The following is a 21,283-nucleotide window of genomic DNA, read 5'->3' as shown; positions in this document are numbered from 1 at the left end:
TTATTAATATTATCGTTTCATACCAAAAAACACGGCTTAACGAATAGCTTTTTTATTTATCTTTCCAACTAAGGTATATTCAAATGAGGAAACGACTTCAATTTGATCTGGGAGCTTATTCCATACAACACTTTTATCTAATAAATATCTTCTAATTTGCTGAAGTGTTAATATCTCTTCGCTAAAAGTAATTATATACGCTTTTATTTTTTCACCCAGCAAATAATCTGGAATACCAACAACAGAAACATCTTTAATCGATGGATGGTCTATAAGTAATGACTCAATTTCACTTGGTGAGATTTTCTCCCCCCCTTTATTAATGATTTCTTTTAATCTTCCCGTGACGACAATATTTAAGTTACTATCGAGATATCCTATATCCCCAGTTTTATAGTAGCCATCTTCTGTAAAAGAAATCTTATTAACGCTAGGTAAATTATAATAACTATTTATTGTATAAGGTCCTTGAGTAATAATTTGCCCTATTTCTCCTAATTTTAATTCTTCACCATTCTCATTAACAATTAATATTTTATCATCTTGTGATATTTTTTTACCTTGAGTGTATAGTATTGTTTCTAGGTCATCATCTAATCGTGTATAGTTAACTAATCCTTCCGCCATTCCATACACTTGTTGTAATGTTACATTAAATTTATTGATAAAATCTCTAGCAATTTCTGGTAAAAATTTCGCACCTCCTACTTGTACTATATTCAGGCTAGATAAATCAAACTGATCATAACAACTTGAATTAAGCCAAAGAATAACCAATGATGGCACTAATGATACTTGGTTTATTTTATGTTTTTCTATTAAAGGAAAACAAATCTCAGGAGCCGAAGACTCACTTAAATAAACCGTTGCACCTGCATAAAAAGCACCAAGAAAACCTGGTGAACTCATTGGAAAATTATGAGAAACAGGTAACACCAATAATATTTTTGTTTTTTCATTTAACCCACATATTTTAGCGCTTTCTCTTACTGAATATAAATAATCATCATGTGTACGTGGGATAAGTTTGGGAATATCGGTTGTCCCTCCAGATAATAATAGAAATGCTACTGATTCAGGACTAACGTCGTTATAATCTAATATACCATTGTTTTTTTCTCTCATTAATTTTGAAATTAAAGATGAGTCAATGACTTCTGCATATTTTAGGCTATTACATTTATTCATGAAATGAATATGGGAGCATTCATTTGACTTTCCATTTGAATATTTAATATATCCTATAGCATTACTCGTATTAATTATATTTTCAACTTCATATTCTCCATACCCATTCAGACAAAAAATTGGTCTGGCTCCTGCATAAAAAATGCCAAAAACGATAATAAAGTACTCTAATACATTAGGTGATTGTACTAAAATAAAATCATCTTTACGTATCCCTTTCCTTATTAAATAGCTACCAAATATAGATGAGTATTTAAATAGCTCCGCATATGTTAACTCTCTATCATTGTCAACAAGTGCAATATTATTTTCATATTTCCGAGTACAATTTTTTAAAAAGTCGATTAACGTTTCACCTAACCAATATCCTCTCTTCCTATACCTTTCTATCCTTGATTGGCTATACGAAACAAATGGTAGGTCATCTATTATAGTATTCATATATTAGCCTTCATCTTAATAAGCTATTTAAATATTAGTTATGATTTTCAATTATTTTTAACCAATCATTAATGGTAGGACTACTAACAAACTCGGCATATTCAAATTTTTTCTTAGTTAATTCAGTCAACTTTCCTAGTATAAACATCAACGCTAAAGAATTGAGGCCAAACTCTATTAAGTTAGAGTCATTTTTTACTTCATCTACATTGATATCTAATAATTCTTTTAAGTAATTGCGGATAATATTTTCCATTATTTACCTTATATAAAATAGAATATTCATACTATAAAACAGCATCAGTCTAAATTTAGCTGCTTAAATATATTTGACATATCATCAGCATCAATAACATCTTTTATATCTTTATCCTGCTCCTGTTCTTTTTCATTTTTTTCTTTACTTAAATAAATATGCTCAACTAAATCTTTTATGTTAGAGTAAGATAATATGTCTGATAAGTTTACTATTACACCATGATTTTTATACTCTCGTGTTATTTCTAATGCTTGGAGGGAATCGCCTCCTAATAAGAAAAAATCATCTTGTTTAGTAATGTCATTATTTATAATGACTTTTCTCCAGATCATTAGCGATAGTTCTTCGAGCTCATCCCTTGATTTTATTAATTTTGATTTATTATTACTCGAATTGGCGGGCTGCGGTTCTATTTCTGTATTATCAGGAACAATCCAATAACTTTTAGAATCTAAATTAGCGACAGGTAGCTCTACGACATAACTCTTTGGAATGAAATCCGAAAAATTCACATTGCCCCCCAATGACCATATTTCCCCAAGGGCATTTAAAATATTTTTTTGCTCAACACCATGGCCCCTATTCGATACTGAAACAGTATAAATATCTTTGTTATTCATCAATGAAATAGCCGTTAAAGTGTTCTTAGCTGATAAATCAATAAATATAGGAGCACATTCCCTCTCTAATATATGTTGTGTTAAGCTATTGATACCATCTGAAAAATGAACAGTTTCTCTTAAATGTTTTATCCAATATTCACTATTAGTTAATGTATTCTTTGTTAGTATTTCACCTGTCAAATTTGATACTACAGGAATAGTCATTTTCTTGAAGTTCACTTGTAATAAATATTCTTTCCACTTATCGATAATGTTATTCATTAATTTGCTATGAAAGCCTTTTTTGACATCTAACGGTTTACTTTTTATTTCAAGCTCATTCAAATAGCTTATCGCCATATTAATATCATCAGCTTTACCTGAGATCACAAATTGTGTTGGACTATTAATAGCTGCAATATCTAACTTATTTTTGATTTCTTCTGGGAAGATATGAAAGATTTCATGATTAGAAAATATGACCAGCATCATTCCTTCGGGGGTGTCATTCATTAATAACGCCCTAGTGGCAATACATTTGACAGCATCATCCTCATTAAAGGCTCCCGCAATATACGCAGCTGATAGCTCACCTAAACTGTGCCCCATCAGATAATCAGGAGTTATCTCATAAGATTGCAGAACCTGACTTAAACTTGTTGAAATAATAAACAGTGCTGGCTGAGCCCATTTAGTTTGAATACTTTTCTCCAAAGCTTCATCTCTTATATCCTCGCTTGGAAATAGGATCTTACGAATATCTTCCCCCAAATAAGGTTCAAACTTCTGGCTAAGCGTATCAACATTATTCCTAAATAATTCATTCTCCTCATATAATGTTGTGTATACATCAACAAAATCAGTGCCTTGTCCAGGAAACAAAAATACAACCTTATTTTTTTCAAGCGCTTTTCTATGGTATGTCATTTCAGGGGCATAATGAGTCGCTTGTATTGAGTCTGTGACTGCATATGTTCGATAAGCATATTCATGTCGGCATAGCCCTAATGTATACGCTATTGCATTGAGCTCACTATCATTATACCTCTTAAAAGAGTTTATCGTTTTGTTGACGTATTCCCTTAATGCGCTTTCACTACGGTCTGACCATAACAGCAATTTATGTTTGCATTTTGTCTTAGATATAACTAACTCATTTGGAAGGTAATCCTTTGGTGCTGAAGCTAAAATAGCATGTGCATTCGTTCCCCCAAAACCAAAAGAGCTAACTCCTCCATATAAAATTTCTTTTTCTGCTTTAAACTGGTAATTATTATCACAAATAAAGAATGGGGTATTGGCTATATCCAGCTGAGGATTAGCTTTAGTATAATTTATAGTCGCCGGTAATATTCTATTTTTTATCGCTAAAGCCGCTTTAATTATCCCCGTAACCCCACTTGTTGTATCCGTATGCCCTACATTTGATTTTATGGAGCCTAAAGCACAATACTGCCTTTTCGTTGTAGCAAAAGCCGTACTTAACGCTTTAACCTCAATAGGGTCACCAAGATATGTTCCTGTGCCATGCGCTTCAATAAAATCAATATCATCTGGGTTAACTTTAGCGGCTTTAAAAGCAGCTTTGATCACCTCGGATTGTCCATGTATGCTTGGAGCTGCTATATTCAAGCTATCGTTGCCATTATTATTTATCGCACTTCCTTTAATAACCGCATAAATATTAAATCCATGTGCGATAGCATCCGATAAACGGCATAAGGTAATCACCCCAACGCCATCGGTAAATATTGTGCCATCTGCCTTTTCATCAAAGACTTTGCATTGACCATCAGAAGATACAGCTCCACCGGGTGTAAATAGATACCCCGTCTTGCTCACCGTGGGGAGCGATGCTCCCCCGGCAAGTGCAAAATCGATTTCTCCCCTTCTTAAATAGCCACACGCTTCATGTATTGCGACTAAAGAGCTAGAACATGCAGACTGAATTGTGATAGCAGGACCAGTTAGGTTTAATTTGTAAGCGACCCTAGAAGATATAAAATCTTTTTCGTTTGCCAACAAAATTTGCATTTTATCTCGACTCAGAAACTCGTTAGACTTAAAGATATTCAGAATTAAATATGTATTGATCGTGCTTGTAGCAAAGACGCCCGTTTTAAATCCTGACTCTGTAGGATGTGGCAGCCCAGCTAAATCTAATGCTTCTAAACAGCACGTCATAAATAAGCGCTGCTGTGGATCTGTTAACATTGCTTCTAATCTATTCATTTTGAATAAGTCAGCATCAAACATGTCTTTTTCATGTAGCATTCCACATTTTGCGACGTAACTTATATCGTGGCATACATCAGCATGTTCTGATTTCTCTAACTCTTCGATAGCGATATCAGATATAGTAGTGCCACCATTAAGTAGAAGCTCCCACAGCTCAGGAACCTTAATATTATTTGGGTATCTCCCTGCCATTGAAACTATCGCAATATCATTGCTGCTATATTTCATCTTTTTTCCTCAATAATTATTACGCATAAACGATTCATTGCATTATCATTTAAATTAATCATGTATTAACTTAAACAATATTTATTTATTCATCATTTTCAGCTATTAATTGGATAATATGCGTTGAAAGTTTACGGAGAGTTGAAAACTGTAATATATCAACTAAGCTAATATTGATATTAAGAGTGTTATTTATAGAGCGATGAAGTCTTGTTAGATCGATTGAGGTTAGCCCCAACTCAAAGAAATTATCATTAAAGTTAACATCATCTATAGATAGAATAGACTTTATTAAACTAGCCAAAGTATTGTCGATACTTCTCTCTTCATTAACTGAAGGACTAATGGCTACCTCTTCTAAACTAGATCTATTACTTATGCCAATTAAAAAATCTTTATTTTGATCTTTAATTGACATTAATACATTAATTCCCTCTGTTTTATCAACTAACTGTAGACCTATTTCATGTAAAAGGTCTCTATCTTGTCCTTTCCCCATTCCTATCCCTTCCCAAGCACTCCAACCAATCCATGACATAGAATAACCATTATTTCTTTTATCTTGGGCATACCCTAATAACTCGCTATTAGCAGCAATATAAGGTCCTAGCATTGGAGAACTTTTGAATACCGCCACTGAGCCAAAAAGTTTAAACTGTATATTTTTACAAGACGTGGGATACAAAATAGACATTGTTTTGCGTAGATTTTCTATTGCAAATACCTTAGGTATTCTTGCTTTATTAAGCTTTTCTACAGAAATCTCTTTTAAAAAAGAAGGTTCAAAAATACCGGCTAAGTGATATACATATTTAGGTGGCTTTTTATGTAAAAAAGATTTAAATGTTACTATTAAACTTTTCAAATCACTACAATCTGTTTTAATCCAAGTTAATTTATCTCTATTCTTAATTACGTACTCAGGTTCATCACTTCTGCCGATAAGGATTATATTCTTATACAGAGGCATTATCTTTTTTATAATTAACTGAGCAATAGCGCCACCTGCGCCTGTGATTACCACATAATCATCAGGTTCAGTATTTTTTATATTTGATATGTTTTTGATATTCCCAATATTAATATCAGTTAACTTTTCTAACTGATATTGATGACTTTGCTTATACCAACCAGAATCTAAGTTTTTAGGAAAAATTAAATCTAATGAAGATTTTTTTTGTATTACAATATTATGTTTTAGTGAACTCTCAGACGATATACTCGTTAATAAACCGTAGATTAACCCTGCCATTTGCTCGTTATCAGTAACACAACATAGAGTGATATCTTTTAGTGTATTTTCATTAATAATTAAATCAATAAATTCAAGTAAGTCACCTTCATTTTCACATATAGTTCTTCCAAATATAATACCGTTATAACTATTCGTTTCTAATGATTTTTGCAATTCACTCAAAGGTATATTCTTAATATTTTTATGTGTATCAATAGCATCACCTACCGATAACCATTTCATATTTTGTAGATTTTCTGTATGCTCAGTGACAACCCAATCTAAATTAATTAGATTTAGCCTATCAGAATTAGATTGAGTAATTGCTGTTAGCTCGCCATCAACACATTTTTGAGCCATTTTGGCTCTTTGAATCTTTCCACTTGTTGTTTTCAGAAAGAAACACTTCTGAAGAGGTATAATTTTGTTGATATATAATCCTATACTCTTAAATAATAACTGTGAGATTTCAGTATTAATGATATCTACTGCCACTCGGCCATTAGGAACATAACAGACAACTATCTCTTCTTGATCATCTTTTTTTATGCTAAATGCTGCAATATAAGTACTTTCAATTCCTTTTATTTGTTCCAACTGTTCTTCAATCTCATGGCAAAAATAATTTTTACCATTAGCTATTAACATTTCTTTTGTTCGCCCAACAAGATACAAATTACCGTTTGCAATAAAGCCATTATCACCGCTATCAAACCAACCATCTTCAGTAAATACAGAGTTGTTTAAATCTTTCTGCTTATAATAACCATTCGTCACATTTGGGCCTCTGATTTGGTAATGGCCTACCTGAAATTCCTCTAATACACTATTTGTATCATCAACAATTCTTATTTCTACACCCGGAATGACCTTTCCCAAAGATGTAAATAAGCTTGAGCCAGCCTGAATACTATTCTGCTCATTAAAATTGAGACAGTTAATTGATATTTCAGGATCATCTTCATGTCCATACGTAATACATGTACAACTTTCAGCCATCCCGAAGCTTGGAGTTAACACACCTGAATTTAATCCCAATGGCTTAAGCAATTGACTAAAACTTTTCAGTGTTAGCCCAGAAACCATTTCCCCCCCAGTGACTAGCTCCTTCAAACTAGAAAGATCAATAGATAAATTAGAATCAAAAGATTTATTCATCTCATTTATAACGAGCTTATATGCAAAATTCGGTGCCCAGCTATGAGTCACTTGATATTTTGATATCAATTCTAACCATAACAATGGTTTCTCTAGGATTAGTGGCGTTGAGATATGGATTTGGTTGCTACCAACGCAAACGGCTCTCATATGATATAACCAAAGAGGACCGATATGATCCATTGGTAGCCAGTTTAATAAAATATTCTTCTCATTGTAGTCACGAGCATGGCCACTTAAAAATACGTATGAAGCTAACGCTTCATGACGTTGATTAATCGCTTTAGATTTTCCGGTGCTCCCAGACGTCAGTTGATAGAATGCTGTATCTTCAGGTAATGGTTCTATTAATTTAAAATCTTTATTCTGAGCAGATAACTGAATATTTAAAAATTTAATCTTCTTATGTCTTTGGCATAGCGTTGTCATTTCACTCACCAATTCACCATTAGTGACTATCGGCGAGTAATCAAATAGTCTACAAGCATCTATTAATTTATAGCAATTATCATCACTTTCAAAATCAAGTGGTTTAGCAACCGTGATAGGAATAATTCTAGCTAATATAGCTCCCCACAATAAGCAAAAATATTCATTATATTTTTCAGGTATTAAAATAATAACATCACCACTTTTAAGTCCTGAATTATTTAGTTTTTTAGCAAACTGAACACTTTTTTCATATAATTCATTGTACGATATAAAAGTCGTGCCGTAGTCATCAATAATAGTAATTCCATTTGTTGAGTGATTTTTAGCCGTTAATTTGAGAAATTCCGGTAATGTTTTAGGAAAGCATTTAGGTATATCAATATCCCCTGTCTTTTGATATGCTGCATTTCTTTTATTTAATTTAATATCTATCAATTTTTCATTTTTAGAAATGCTATTCAGTAACATTAACAACATATCAATTAGCTTAACGACTTCATATTCTTTAAAAAATGAATCATTATATTCGACAAGAATATCTAAAGTGCGACTATCTATCTGAGCTGTTTGTAAAACCAATTCAAACTTAGCTTCACTTTCACCTAAATAAGCTTCAACATGAGTATCAACACCTTGTATATCTAAATCCCTATAATCTATATTTTGGTGAACACACATAACTTGCATTAAAGAAGATATTCCATCTCCCATTTTTCTTGTGCTTGCACTATTCACAATTTCATCAAAAGGTAGATCTTGATACTTTAATAAGTTTCTTCTTTCAGAGACTAAAGATAATAATATCTCATTAAATCCTAGATTCGGATCTATATCAATTTTAACTGGAATAGTATTAGCTAAAAAACCAAGAATATTTTCGCTTTCTGAATGTAGGTGTCGCCCAGCGGAAACCGTACCAATAAAATAATGATTAACGTTTTTCCAGACTGCCAGTACACAAGCAAAAGTCGTCAGTATAATATCATAAGGATCAATATTTAAATTTTTATAATTCGAATCTATTATTTCATTAATATTTAATGAACAACGTCTTCTAACTACTTTAGAGATATTACGGTCACTACTTATATCTTTATTAAAAAGCTTGCCGCCTTTATCATTCTGAAGGTAATTTTTCCAGAATTTTTTTAAAGTTGATTTTCGACTATCCTCGCCAATCCTATTATTTAACCAATTAGCATAATCAACATGACGGTAAGGTAATGATTTTAAGATTTTTCCATTATATAACTCACTTAGCTCCTTAAACAAAATAGCGATAGACCATCCATCTGCTATAATATGGTGCATACAAATGACAATTGCACTTTTTTCCTGTTTAGTGTCTATTAACGTGACTCGCATTAATGGTGATTGTGATAAATCAAAAGGGATATGATGCTGTTCATACAGTTCATCTTTTATTGCCTGCTCAAAATCACGCTGTCCTACAACTTTATAAATAGGAAAAATATATCCAGAGTCATTAACGAAAACTTTAAATTCACTAATACCTTTATCATCAACAACTTCAATAAAACGACTTCTCAACGCATCGTGCCTATTAATTAGCTCATTTAATGAGAAAGTCAATTTTGATAAATCAACATGACCTATCATAGTTAATGAAAAAGTCATATTATAGCTAATAGATTTAGGTTCTATACTTTGCAAGTAGAATAGCCTTTGCTGATTAAATGATAAGTCATATAGATTATTTTCAGAGTGAATCTTATCGATATTGACACTATCCTTTTCGCTTTCAGATATTAAGCTTGCTATCCCTTTTATTGTCGGAAAATCAAATATATCTGATAAATTTATATCTATACTGAATTTTGTTCTAACAATACTTAACAATCTACTTGCTAATAATGAATGACCGCCTAATCTAAAAAAGTTCTGATCTATACTTATTCTGCCATCAAATCCTAATAGCGATTTCCATATCTGCTCTAATTCTTGTTCTATTAGAGTTTCAGGAATAATATCTTTTGCTGTTAACTCATTTTTGTAACGTGAATCTTGTAATATTGTAGTACATGCTATTTTATCTATCTTGCCGCCTAGTAAAGTGGGAATTTTATTTATTGATACCATTAAACTAGGAATATGTGTTTTTGGTAGTTTTTTATTTAATTGAGCGTAAACATATTCTTTATCCCGTCCATCTGATAATTCCAGTAAAACAGCTAATATTTTTTCATCGTTAGAATCTGTTACTATTGAAGATAAACATTGCCTAACACCATCACATGATAATAGAACACGATCAATTTCTTTCAAATCAATCAAAATACCACGAACTTTCTTCCTATCATCTTTGCGGCCTATAACAACGAGTTCATTTTTACTATTCAAATATGCGTAATCCCCCGTTTTATACCATAACTCATCATTGTTATAAAAAAAATTATCTCTTTGTTTAGCATTAGCTTTTAAGTATCCGTCACATAAAATACTGCCTGTTACCCACAATTCTCCAACTAACCCTTTAGCTATAGGCTTTTCTTTTTTATTAACAATCATAGCTTTACTATTAAAAACAAGCTTACCTGCCGGAATAATTTCATTTTTTTCATTCTCAATAACATTATAGCAGGTTAAATCGGCACTCATTTCTGAAGAACCGTATATATTAAAAACCTTAGCTTTAGGAATGTATTTTTTAATTTTATTTACAACATTTAAGCTAAGTACTTCACCACTAGAAATAAGTTTCCTTATTGCCATTATATAAATATTGTTTTCTTGCAGTACTCTATACATTTCCAAAATAACTGACGGCGTTAATGTAATATTATTAATGTTATTCTTAATGATATAAGCAATTAAATCTTCTGGGTGTCTTCTTATATCATCATTAGCAATATATAGAATTCTCCCCAAGACTAAAGGCAAAAAGAGTTCAGCATAAAAATCAACGAAACTAACCGATGTTTTCAATAAAAACTTATCATCATCATAAAATGGGTTAAGTTCATTAAACCAATATATTCTATTAAGCAAACCATATCGTTTGTTTAATAATAATTTAGCGTTACCTGAAGAGCCTGATGTATGTATCATATATGTAACCAATGTTTCTTTAATATTAAAGGCTTCTTCTGCATTTCTATTACAATTTGAAAGCAACTCATTGATTAATAAGCAAGGCGTATCATTATTAATATCGTCTAATAAATCACTGTTGGTAATAATAAATTTACACTCAGATTCATCTAATATACTTTCAATTCTCTCCGACGATTCATTAATATCTAATAAAAATATAATACCACCACATTTTAATATCGATAAACAACTGATGACCAAATCTATCCCATAAGGTAAAAGTACACCAATGATAGGAGAAGGCGTAGATTTCAATTCATTTAAACCTCTCGCAATACAATTACTTTTCTCCTCAAGGTAAGCGTAACTATACTCGATATCACCATCAACAATAGCTATCTTGTTGGGGCTTTTACTTGCATTATCTCTAATTAACTGAGTTAATGGATAGTTATTAAATTCATAGGCAGAACTATGTAATTCAGAATATTCATATGAGCTAGGAAAAAGTGCTAACTCATTTAAAGTAGTGTCACTGTGTTGCTCTATAAAATTAATTAAAATATGATTTATACTCTCTAAGAGTATTTTTGAAAATCGTTTATTAACTTTATTAACCTGTATATTTAATTCACACTGAAAGCCTCCAGATTTTAAGTTGGGCCTTACCCAAAACTCGATATCTGTTCTATTCGTTTCAAGCTCTTCAAGTTGATGGTTACAAGACTCAATTGATAAGTATTCATTTTCATATTTACCTTCAAAAATAGAATTATTATAAATAAAAGTAAACTCAAATAGTGAGTGTTCACCTTTTTTTCTGTCAGGATTCATTTTTTTCACTATTGATTCAAATGGAATATGTTGTCTGATAAAGTCCTGTGTTATTTGTTCATGAGTTGCTATTAACGCATTAGAGATAGTGTGTTCTTCATTATAATCAAATCTTAATAATAAAGGATTTACAAAGTTACCAATGACACTGTTAAATTCAGCTAAATGACGATTAGAAACATAGGTACCAAAAGCGATATCACCTGTTGTTTTAAATTCATTTAAAACAATCTGCAATGCGACTACAAATACTGTATATAATGTTGTGTTATGCTTTCTAGCTAACACGTTTAATTCACTCACTTGCTCAGCCGTTAAGTCAAAAAATAGTGATGAATTATCTTTTTCAGTTGATGATGTTATATATTTATATGGTAACTCCATTGGCCTAAAGCTATCTAGTCTTAACTGCCAGTAAGTTAATCCATCCTCTAAGTAAGATTGATATTCATCACTATTTTCCCAGATAGCATAGTCTAAATAATCTAACTTTAGATCTTCTAATTGATTTCCTTGATAAATCTCAATTAATTCTTTTAATAAAATATCATATGAAACACCATCAAATATCATATGATGGCTTGTTATAAACATATAATAAAGTTCTTCAGAATACTTTATTATTGATACAAAAAATAGAGGACCAGATTTTATGTCTATGACTTTATTTTGTTCTTTGAATTTTATTTCACTGAACTTTTCTTCTTTTTCATTATTGCTAAGTTCGGAAACATCAATAACGCTTATTTTTATCTCATTCTCTTTCAGTACGATACCTGGATAGCCATTAGTATCGCTAATAGATGAGTTTATTACTCTATGCCTTTTAATTATTTCTTTAAAGCTATAGTTCAATCTAGTGATGTCTACTCTTCCTAAAACTCTAAACACTAATGGAATATTAAAATGTTTATTTTCTTTCTCTGAATCTAATTCCATTTGGTACCAAATACCTCTTTGTGATGAGCTTAATGGTATTACAGAATCTTTATTGAATATTTGCTTATGACATTCGGGTATAATTGTTTTTATCTGTGAATCTATATAATTAGCCATTTCATGCAATAATGGATACTGTAATAACTCACTAATTCCAACATCAACACCAAATCTCTCTTTTATGAGAATGCTTAATCTGATGAGTGAAATTGAATCACCACCGCTGGCAAAAAAGTTGTTTTCTCTATCATTATTCGCTACCTCTAATTCTTCCCACAATTCTGATATTATTTTTTCTGTTTTAGTATATAAGTATGACATCCGTTTATCCCCTTTATGGAGTAACACAATTTGATGAGTTAATATTTATTTAATCCACACAGTAGTACTATCAGGATTTACAAGTAGCTTTTGGATATTTAATACATAGGTAGCTAATAATTTTTTTGCTTCATGGGAGGTTGATTTTGTTTTATCGTAATTTAACATTACAGTAAGTTCATTGCTTTTACCCTGCCAACACGACATTTCATAAATTAATCTTACTTCATTACTCACGATATTTATTTTTTCCATTTTAGCATCACCAAAAAACAGTTCGTCACTATAATTTGGTTGCATGATAAAGCATGCTTGACAGAAATCATTGAATCCATTTCTTCTTCCTATCCCCCCTAATGTTTTTATAATCTTAGAAAGTGATGGCATTGGATACTTAATGACATCTGAATAGTCTTCTTGTACTTTTTTAACCATATCATTAAGGGATATTCTTGAGACTCCACTCACTTTAAATATAGGATTATGTATAAAAAGTCCTAACATAGACTCTGTATCCGGATGGTCCCTTCCCGAATCAGAAATGCCTACAAAGAAATTTTCTTTTTGGTATATGCTAGCAAGAGTTAATTGAAAGATACTAAATAACACAATAAATGGAGTCGTATTTTTCTGGTGGCAAAACTTATTTAATAACTCAGAAATATCTTTGGGTATTGTTGATTCCTCTATCATTGACTCAGGTTTATCCTGATTGTTCACCTCAATTAAGTGCACACCATCCTTAATGACACCTTCCCAATATTTAATATTTTCATTCTCTTCTTTTAATAGCTTATTTTTCTTCCAATAAACGTAATCAACATAATTTATATCAAGCTTTATCACTTTGTTAATATTATTGTAGACATTTTCAAGTTGATTAAAAAACAGTTTTACAGACCATCCATCAAAAATAATATGATGGAAATTAAAAAGATAAATTTGTTTTCCATTAGATAAAGGAATCAGGTGTACTCGCCAAGCATATTCATTAAACAAATCGAATTCACTATTTTCAATTTCTCGAATTTTACTTATTAAAGATGATTCATCAATAACCTTCTCATAATAAATTGGTAAAGGTTTGTTTTTATCAACATATTGGCTCAATCCCTTAGACGTTAGAGAAAAGAGTAGTGAAAGCGCAATATGATGACTTCTTAAGTATTCTAACGCATTTTTAAGTTTATTTTCTTCTAGTTTTTTATTAGATTTTAACCCAAAAACAATTCTGAACTTGATTTTTCCCGATGACAATTTTTCTGCCAACCATATGTCTTCTTGGTTGGGAAGTAATGGATATTCACTTAAATCTATATGTGCTATTTTATTTTTATCATTCGTTTTGCTTTGCAATTCTTTGATTAAATGAATTTGTTCATCTATTTTTAGGTTCATTAATAATTTAGCGAAAGGTATTTGGACAGAGAAGTGATTAAATATTTCTGTTGAAAGACTTATTAATAATAACGAATCTCCACCAAGTGAAAAGAAACTATCATTTTTATTTTCTATTTTTTTATTTAACAATCCTTCCCAAATCTCACAGAGCATGACTTCTTGTTTTGTTTTCATGCTTTCATCTTTATTTTTTAACTTCCCCTTCGCTGACTTTAAATAATCTTCGGTGATGAGAGTTAACTTTTGATAATCTACTTTTTGATTCTTAGTTAACGGCAACTCATACAACTGAATCCATAATGAAGGTAACATACTTACTGGCAATACTTCTTTGCTACGTTGATATAGTTCATTATCATTGATTTTCGGGATATTAGGACGCAATACTAATGCCGCCGTCAAACTTCCTTTATATAAATAGACAATAGCTCGGCTAACTTCGATAAACTCTTCTAGTTTTTTCTGTACTTCACCACATTCAACTCTGACTCCTTTTATTTTTACCTGCCCATCCTTTCTTCCTATAAATTCTATTCTGCCATCAGGATGATATAGCCCGAGGTCACCGGTATTGTATAGTCGTTCTTTCGTTATTGGGTGAATAATAAACTTTTCTGCTGTACGTTTGGGATCATTCATGTAGCCTTGTGCCAATGACACTCCTCCACAATACATTTCACCGATAACCCAATCAGGAACTTCTATCAATTGCTCATTTAATATATAATACGAACAGTTTTGAATTGGATATCCGTATGGTACACTTAACCAGCTCTCTTCATCTTTAATTCTGTTTGTGATATTCCACATAGTTGTTTCTGTAGGACCACCTACACTATATGCAATAACATTAGTTGAGCAATATTTCTCTATTCTTTTTAGAATATTAGTCGGTATCCAATCCCCGCCCATTATAATATTTTTTATGCTATCTAATGTATATCCTTTAAATTCACACCAGGTAAATAGCATATCAATAATCGCGGGAACGGAAACAATATAGTTAACGTTATATTTTTTTATAATATTAGACCACTCTTCAGGGTCTTTTCTTTTATTTTCTTTAGGTAGTATTAGTACACCTTTTTGTATAAAAGTTGCCAATGTATCAAATACTGACATATCGTGATGTAATGCTGATACCCCTAATACGATCGGCCTTTCAGAAAAATTTATTAGTTTTTTTATAGAGTAATCAATAGCATTATTAACGCCTTTATTATTTACCATTACCCCTTTGGGCACACCTGTAGTACCAGATGTATACATGATATAAATAAGATCTTCTTCTGATACAGAATAGCCCGGTAGTGTTTCTGCCAATGGTATATACTCACTTTCAATAACCATTTTATTTTTTTCGATATTGAAAGTTTTTATATTTATACTCTGACTTATTAAGTTTTCTGTTTCATTATTTATAATAATGAGGTCTGGTTTTGCATCTTCTAAGATATCAAAAACTCGACTTTTAGGCTGCTCAAGATCTAATGGTAGATATGTACACCCTGAAGCTAATATTCCCCAAACACAAATTATCTGCTCGCAACTTTTTGGTAATAATATTGCAATTATCTTTTTACTATTTTTGTTCTGATTAATCAGTTTACTTAAATATCCACCTAATACACATACTTGTTTGTACATTTCTTGGTAGGTGATTTTTTTTGTTTCACAAATAAGTGCATCCTCATCTTGACGTGATGAGCTTTCCATCATTGCTGAAAATTGTCTAAAAATAGAATTACTTGAATAGCCTACTCTATTATTATTTATTTCATATCTTTTTTCTTTTTGTTTAATCGGGAGACCGACAACATTTTCTTTATGGATATATTCTTCATAAGTATCACTAATAATAGCGGTGACTAGATTAATAAATATTTCGAATATGCTCTCTATGCAATTATCTGCATAATGATTTTTATCGTAATCCCATTTAATGGTCAATGCATCTTGATAAAACTCATGCCGACAGTCTAACTTTACATTTGGTGTATGTGATATATCATATTTTAAATCACCAAATAACTTGTATTTAATATCATCTCTTAATTTATCTAGCCCATGACTCAATGTAAATACGACGGGATATATGTTGATAGATGACTGATTATTTCTTTGTGATATATGTCTTAATATTTTATTACTCGACACTTGGGAAAAATTTAAGTCATCAATATACTGTTTATGTATATAATTAACTCTATCTTTAAAGGCTGTTCCTGTAGGAAGGTCTAGATTTAATATTAGATATGATGAGAACTCTCCAGCTATATCATTTATTTCTTTATTATAAAATGGCCGTGAAAATGTGGGAATATTTATACAAAATTTATTTGAGTCATTCCAATAATTAATGACTTCACAAAAAATACTTAGTAACAAAATGTCTATATTGGTATTAAGCTCGCGTGCTCTTTTTTTTAGAATATCGACATCTTTATTACTAAGTTTTTTTTCTAATTGTGAAAAGTTATTAATTTGACCTTTATTATTTTGAATGGTTTTGATAGGTAAGTTAGGTGGGGAACTTGTGTGACCTAGGCGGCTATACCAGTAATCTAAAATCTCGTTATCAACAACATCTTCTTTTTTAGAATAAAAGTCTTGTAGATAACTTTTATAGTTATAGCTAATATTAGCCATATTCTCTTCTGAAAAATAAAACCTAGCCAAATCTGAAAGTATAATATTCACACTGTAAGCATCTATAGCCCACATATTTAAATGCAGTATGAATTTTGTGAACTCATCATCCTCAATTAAATAAATATTATACTGTGGGCCTTCACAACAATTAAATTTCTTATGTGAAACTTCATTTCTTAATGATATATAATAATTTATTTTCTCATCCTTTTTTAAATCTCTAATATCAATATAGTGAATTTCTTTAGGGTATTTTATTATTGTTTGCTGTCCATTATTTAGTGCTACAGCACTAAGCATGTCATGCCTTTCTAACACCTTGTCCCATGACTGCTTAAATTTTTCTAAATTCAATTCTGTTAGATTATACTCACAATAGTATTGGATTCTTGAATTATTCTTTTGTGTATAATCAGTTATACTCATCCAATATGCTGTTTGCATATCAGACATAGGAAAGGTATCCCTAGAATCTGAACGGTAATCCATCTATATTAACCTTATAGAGTTGACAGTAATGTGTGATTTATGAAAATAAGAATTTATTTTATGGTGTGATTTTAAATCACACCATTTTTCTTAATGAGTTAGAATTTTAATTCAGCCGTAATACCTACGACTCGCGGCTGTTGATATGTTGTATATCCACCTGTAATAACTTTCACTTTTTTATCTGAATCAAAAGTATTATCAGCGTAAAGTGCTACTCTTCCATATTTAAAATTATAAGCTAAATATGCATTAGCCTGTGAATAGGCATTAATTTTTGACTCTTTACTATTTGATACAGAGGAATAATAATCGCCTGTGTAATTTACGTTAGCCCCCACCTCAAATCCCCTTGGTAGTTCATAACTCCCCCCTAAATTTAATGTATAACTTGGTGAGCGACTTAATTTATTATTTTCATAACTTTCATTTTCTTTATATTCTTTGATCTTAGTTTTGAGTAACCCAAGACCTGCGTATAAATTTAGTTCATCCGTAGCTAACCAATTAATATTTAGTTCTGCTCCATATGTTATCGCTTTATTCGCATTATCAACGACCGTATTGCCTGAAATATTATAGTATGGCACTTGTAAGTCTTTATAATCATTATAGAATATATTGGTATTGACACTAAGGCGCTTATCGTCAGAGATCCATCTATGGTAGAGCTCGTAGTTCCATACATATTCAGCATCATATTCATATGTTGCAAATGGAGGTTGAAATGAAATGCCGGCTCCCCCAGGATTATATCCCCTTGCAACCTTAGCCCCGACACGTTGATCATTACTGATTAAATATGCAACATCAAATTTTGGTAAGAAGATATTTTCTTTATCTTTGTAGTTCACGGCAAAAAGACTTCCCCCAGTTCGTGAGTGTTCTTCTTGCTCATAACGTGTAGATATGTTTACTTCAATATTTTGTACTGGCTCAAATGTTAGCTCACCATAAACTGCCTTTGTCGTCGTCTTATCTTTATATGAATTTGGAACCACGAGTAATACTCGCTCATCCTGAGGCGCATTAAAATAAAATAGCCCAAGCAGCCCTCTATAGCTTCCATTATCAAATTTTAATATCGGCTCAATTTGTGTTTCATGGCCTTCAACCCTTGCAGGTCCCCCTGTGGGTAGTGAATAACGGTCCTGAATATAATTTGTATAAATTGCTTTATTTTCAAATTTCCAGTTATCGTTTATTTGGTATCCCATATCCCAAATGTTTGTAGCCGATCTAATTTGGAATACAGCACGGTATGTATCCGCTACCGTATTAGATTTAAATTCGCCTTGCGGTGCCCGAGAGTCAATATGGGAAAAAGTGTAAGAAGTGTAGAAATCAGGTAATGCTGAAGGTAACCATACCAATTTAGCTCGAGTCGTTGTCGCTTCGAATTTACTCGAATCACCAGCAGGATAGTAATCAGCCAATTTTTCATATGATTTTCTCTCTTGCCTATCAACACTTAGACGGAATAATAACTCTTCATCAACAACAGGCCCAGAGACCATGGCAGCATATTGTCGACGATGCTGATTTCCATAATCTACTTTTACCGCACTTTCATATTCATTTATCGGATCTTTACTTTGCATCACTATTGCACCTGCAATAGCATTACGCCCATGAGCATAACTTTGAGGACCGCGATACACTTCCACTTGCTTCATGTCCCATAAAGATTTGGTACCAAAAGCCAATTCATTGTAGTTTGAAGTCCGTCCATCAATTTGGACATTTATACGTGGTCTTGCACCAGTAAAAAACGCCATCGCGCCAGGAGATACTGAGCCATCGATACCTCTAATGGTTGGTAATTCATTACCTAACCCCGTATCAATTATATTTGGTGTCTGTTTAAGTATTTGTGTTAGCGAATATAAATCGGGACGTTTCTCTAATTCTTTAGCTGTGATGATATTAATACTAGCACCGGTCTCAACAGCTCTACGATTAAACCTTTCACCTATTACAACTATTTCATCAGAATTTTCTAGGTTATCCGTATTTTCTGTATTGTTTTTTTTATCTATCTCATTCGCGACACTCAATGAGCTAGAACAACAAATGAGAAGTAAGCTAAGAGAGCTTAATTTAAATTTAACTTTATTCATTTTTAATAGACACCTAATATGTAGTTGATAAATTATATAGTAAATTCAAAATGCTATATTATAGTTATATATAAAAACTCACCTGCAAAGGCTATCTTTATATTTTAAGACTTAATTAAATAATAGAGTTTAAATATATATATAAGCGGAACAAGTAAATACATCTAACAGATTAATATTAATGATTTGACATATCCTTGCGTATAACGCGCTAAATTTTTTATTTTTATGTTCCATCATATCCATATAAACATGATGAAACTATTATTATTGTTAATGAAATGTTACAACGAAAAACCTAGCTACCGCCCAAAATAATCCAATAGTCCCCTCATTAAAATCAGCACTTTTATTAATGTTTTTGCAAATGATAATGATAATCACATTCATTTCTTTTAGCATGCTTGTAAACTTATGTCAAATTAGCAATAAGTGCGTATTACCTTTAAGCACCATCATTGCAACTAGTTGATTTATAAGTTTAATTTAGATTGAGGATTTGACGGGGATTTGTTTAGGAATTATCTTAGAGTGAAAAAAATCAGATCTAGATCTGATAAAATAAAAGTGGTGTAGATAAGAACATAAAATATACTTTATGTTTGTGTGGGATTTCTTAAGCGTTAATTTTAAATGTTTATCTATTCTTAGGCAGGAAAATTTTCGTTAAAGAAACAGTTTATCAACAAAAATAATAAACCTTATTAATTACAGCTATTAGGTTATCATAGGCTCGAATTATCTCTTTCATTTATCTTTTTATTACTCTAGCTACTCTACCATTTTGATATTATTCGATGTAAAAACATGATTATCGATAACTCTATATTGAATATTTATTTCATCTCCCACATTCCATCTCTTAGCAAGCTTTTTTGTTAAAACAAATTTCAAATTGTCATGGGTCAATTCAATCAACATGGCTGTATTAAAATCAAAAACCTCCCTAACGTCTTTATAAAGAGATTTAAATATTGACTCTTTTGCAGAAAAAATTAATGTAACAAATAATTCCTTTGGAAATTTTATTTTTCTATAGATATCGAATTCATGAGCGACCAAAACTTGATGCTCAATTTCTTTACATAAATCAGAACTTATAACTTTTTCACAATCAATACCAATATTGGTATGTGTAGACTCACTCGCTATACAGGCAGCTGCTATCGATTCTGTATGGGTAATTGAACCAATGATCCCATTTGGCCAACAAGGACTTCTATCAGGATTGCTAATAATTTCGTAATGCTCTTCCGTTTTATACTGCTTTAATGCCATTTTTGCACAGATCCGCCCTGCTAAATACTCACACCTGCGTTTAGGAACCATATTATTGAAGGCTAATGGCAATGCGACTTGATGAAAAGTAAAATCTGTTTCATCAATGTCGGTTATCTCGAAACTTATCTGCCTACAGTACACATGCTCATTTGGCAAAAGGAAATCAGAGGGCAATAATGAATACTTGAAGTGACTTGATAGTAAATGCATCTAATTTTCCAACTTAGACAAATATAAATGAGCACTTAAAATAACGCGACACGCGGATGATGGCAACGACCTTATTTTTAGCTATTTTTAACCAAAATATACTCATTCGCCTTTGAATACACTCGCAAAAAGATGCACTATTCATCTGTGCTTTTCATGAATATCATATATCGAGTCTAAAAGATTGTTCGTTAGTTAATAA

7 protein-coding genes are annotated in these 21,283 nt (G+C 31.4%); all 7 read right to left on the bottom strand.

Going from position 1 to position 21,283, the window contains the following annotated elements; all coding sequences use genetic code 11:
* Positions 1–36: 36 nt before the first annotated feature.
* Positions 37–1,629: a (2,3-dihydroxybenzoyl)adenylate synthase gene (locus G3341_RS04040; protein WP_163860747.1), complete on the bottom strand. Its 1,593-nt coding sequence runs from the start codon at positions 1,627–1,629 to the stop codon at positions 37–39.
* Between the two features lie 34 nt (positions 1,630–1,663).
* Positions 1,664–1,885, bottom strand: coding sequence for a phosphopantetheine-binding protein (locus tag G3341_RS04035; RefSeq protein WP_154635567.1), 222 nt, complete (start codon positions 1,883–1,885; stop codon positions 1,664–1,666).
* Positions 1,886–1,929: 44 nt separating this feature from the next.
* Positions 1,930–4,956 (bottom strand): type I polyketide synthase, encoded by a 3,027-nt coding sequence (locus G3341_RS04030; RefSeq protein ID WP_163860746.1) that lies wholly within the window; start codon positions 4,954–4,956, stop codon positions 1,930–1,932.
* A gap of 85 nt (positions 4,957–5,041) precedes the next feature.
* Positions 5,042–12,928, bottom strand: a complete 7,887-nt coding sequence (locus tag G3341_RS04025; protein WP_163860745.1) for a condensation domain-containing protein — start codon at positions 12,926–12,928, stop codon at positions 5,042–5,044.
* A 45-nt stretch (positions 12,929–12,973) separates the two neighbouring features.
* Positions 12,974–17,470 (bottom strand): non-ribosomal peptide synthetase, encoded by a 4,497-nt coding sequence (locus G3341_RS04020; RefSeq protein ID WP_163860744.1) that lies wholly within the window; start codon positions 17,468–17,470, stop codon positions 12,974–12,976.
* 98 nt (positions 17,471–17,568) lie between these two features.
* A complete protein-coding gene (locus tag G3341_RS04015; RefSeq protein WP_154622325.1) occupies positions 17,569–19,590 on the bottom strand; it encodes a TonB-dependent receptor in 2,022 nt (673 codons plus the stop codon).
* A 771-nt stretch (positions 19,591–20,361) separates the two neighbouring features.
* Positions 20,362–21,081 carry a 4'-phosphopantetheinyl transferase family protein gene (locus tag G3341_RS04010; protein ID WP_154635648.1) on the bottom strand — a complete coding sequence of 240 codons (720 nt, stop codon included), beginning with the start codon at positions 21,079–21,081 and terminating at the stop codon, positions 20,362–20,364.
* Positions 21,082–21,283 lie beyond the last annotated feature (202 nt).

The organism is Providencia vermicola (assembly GCF_010748935.1).
Taxonomy (GTDB): Bacteria; Pseudomonadota; Gammaproteobacteria; order Enterobacterales; family Enterobacteriaceae; genus Providencia; species Providencia zhejiangensis.
The sequence above is the reverse complement of the archived record's forward strand: the minus strand, read 5'-3'. Positions and strand labels throughout refer to the sequence as shown.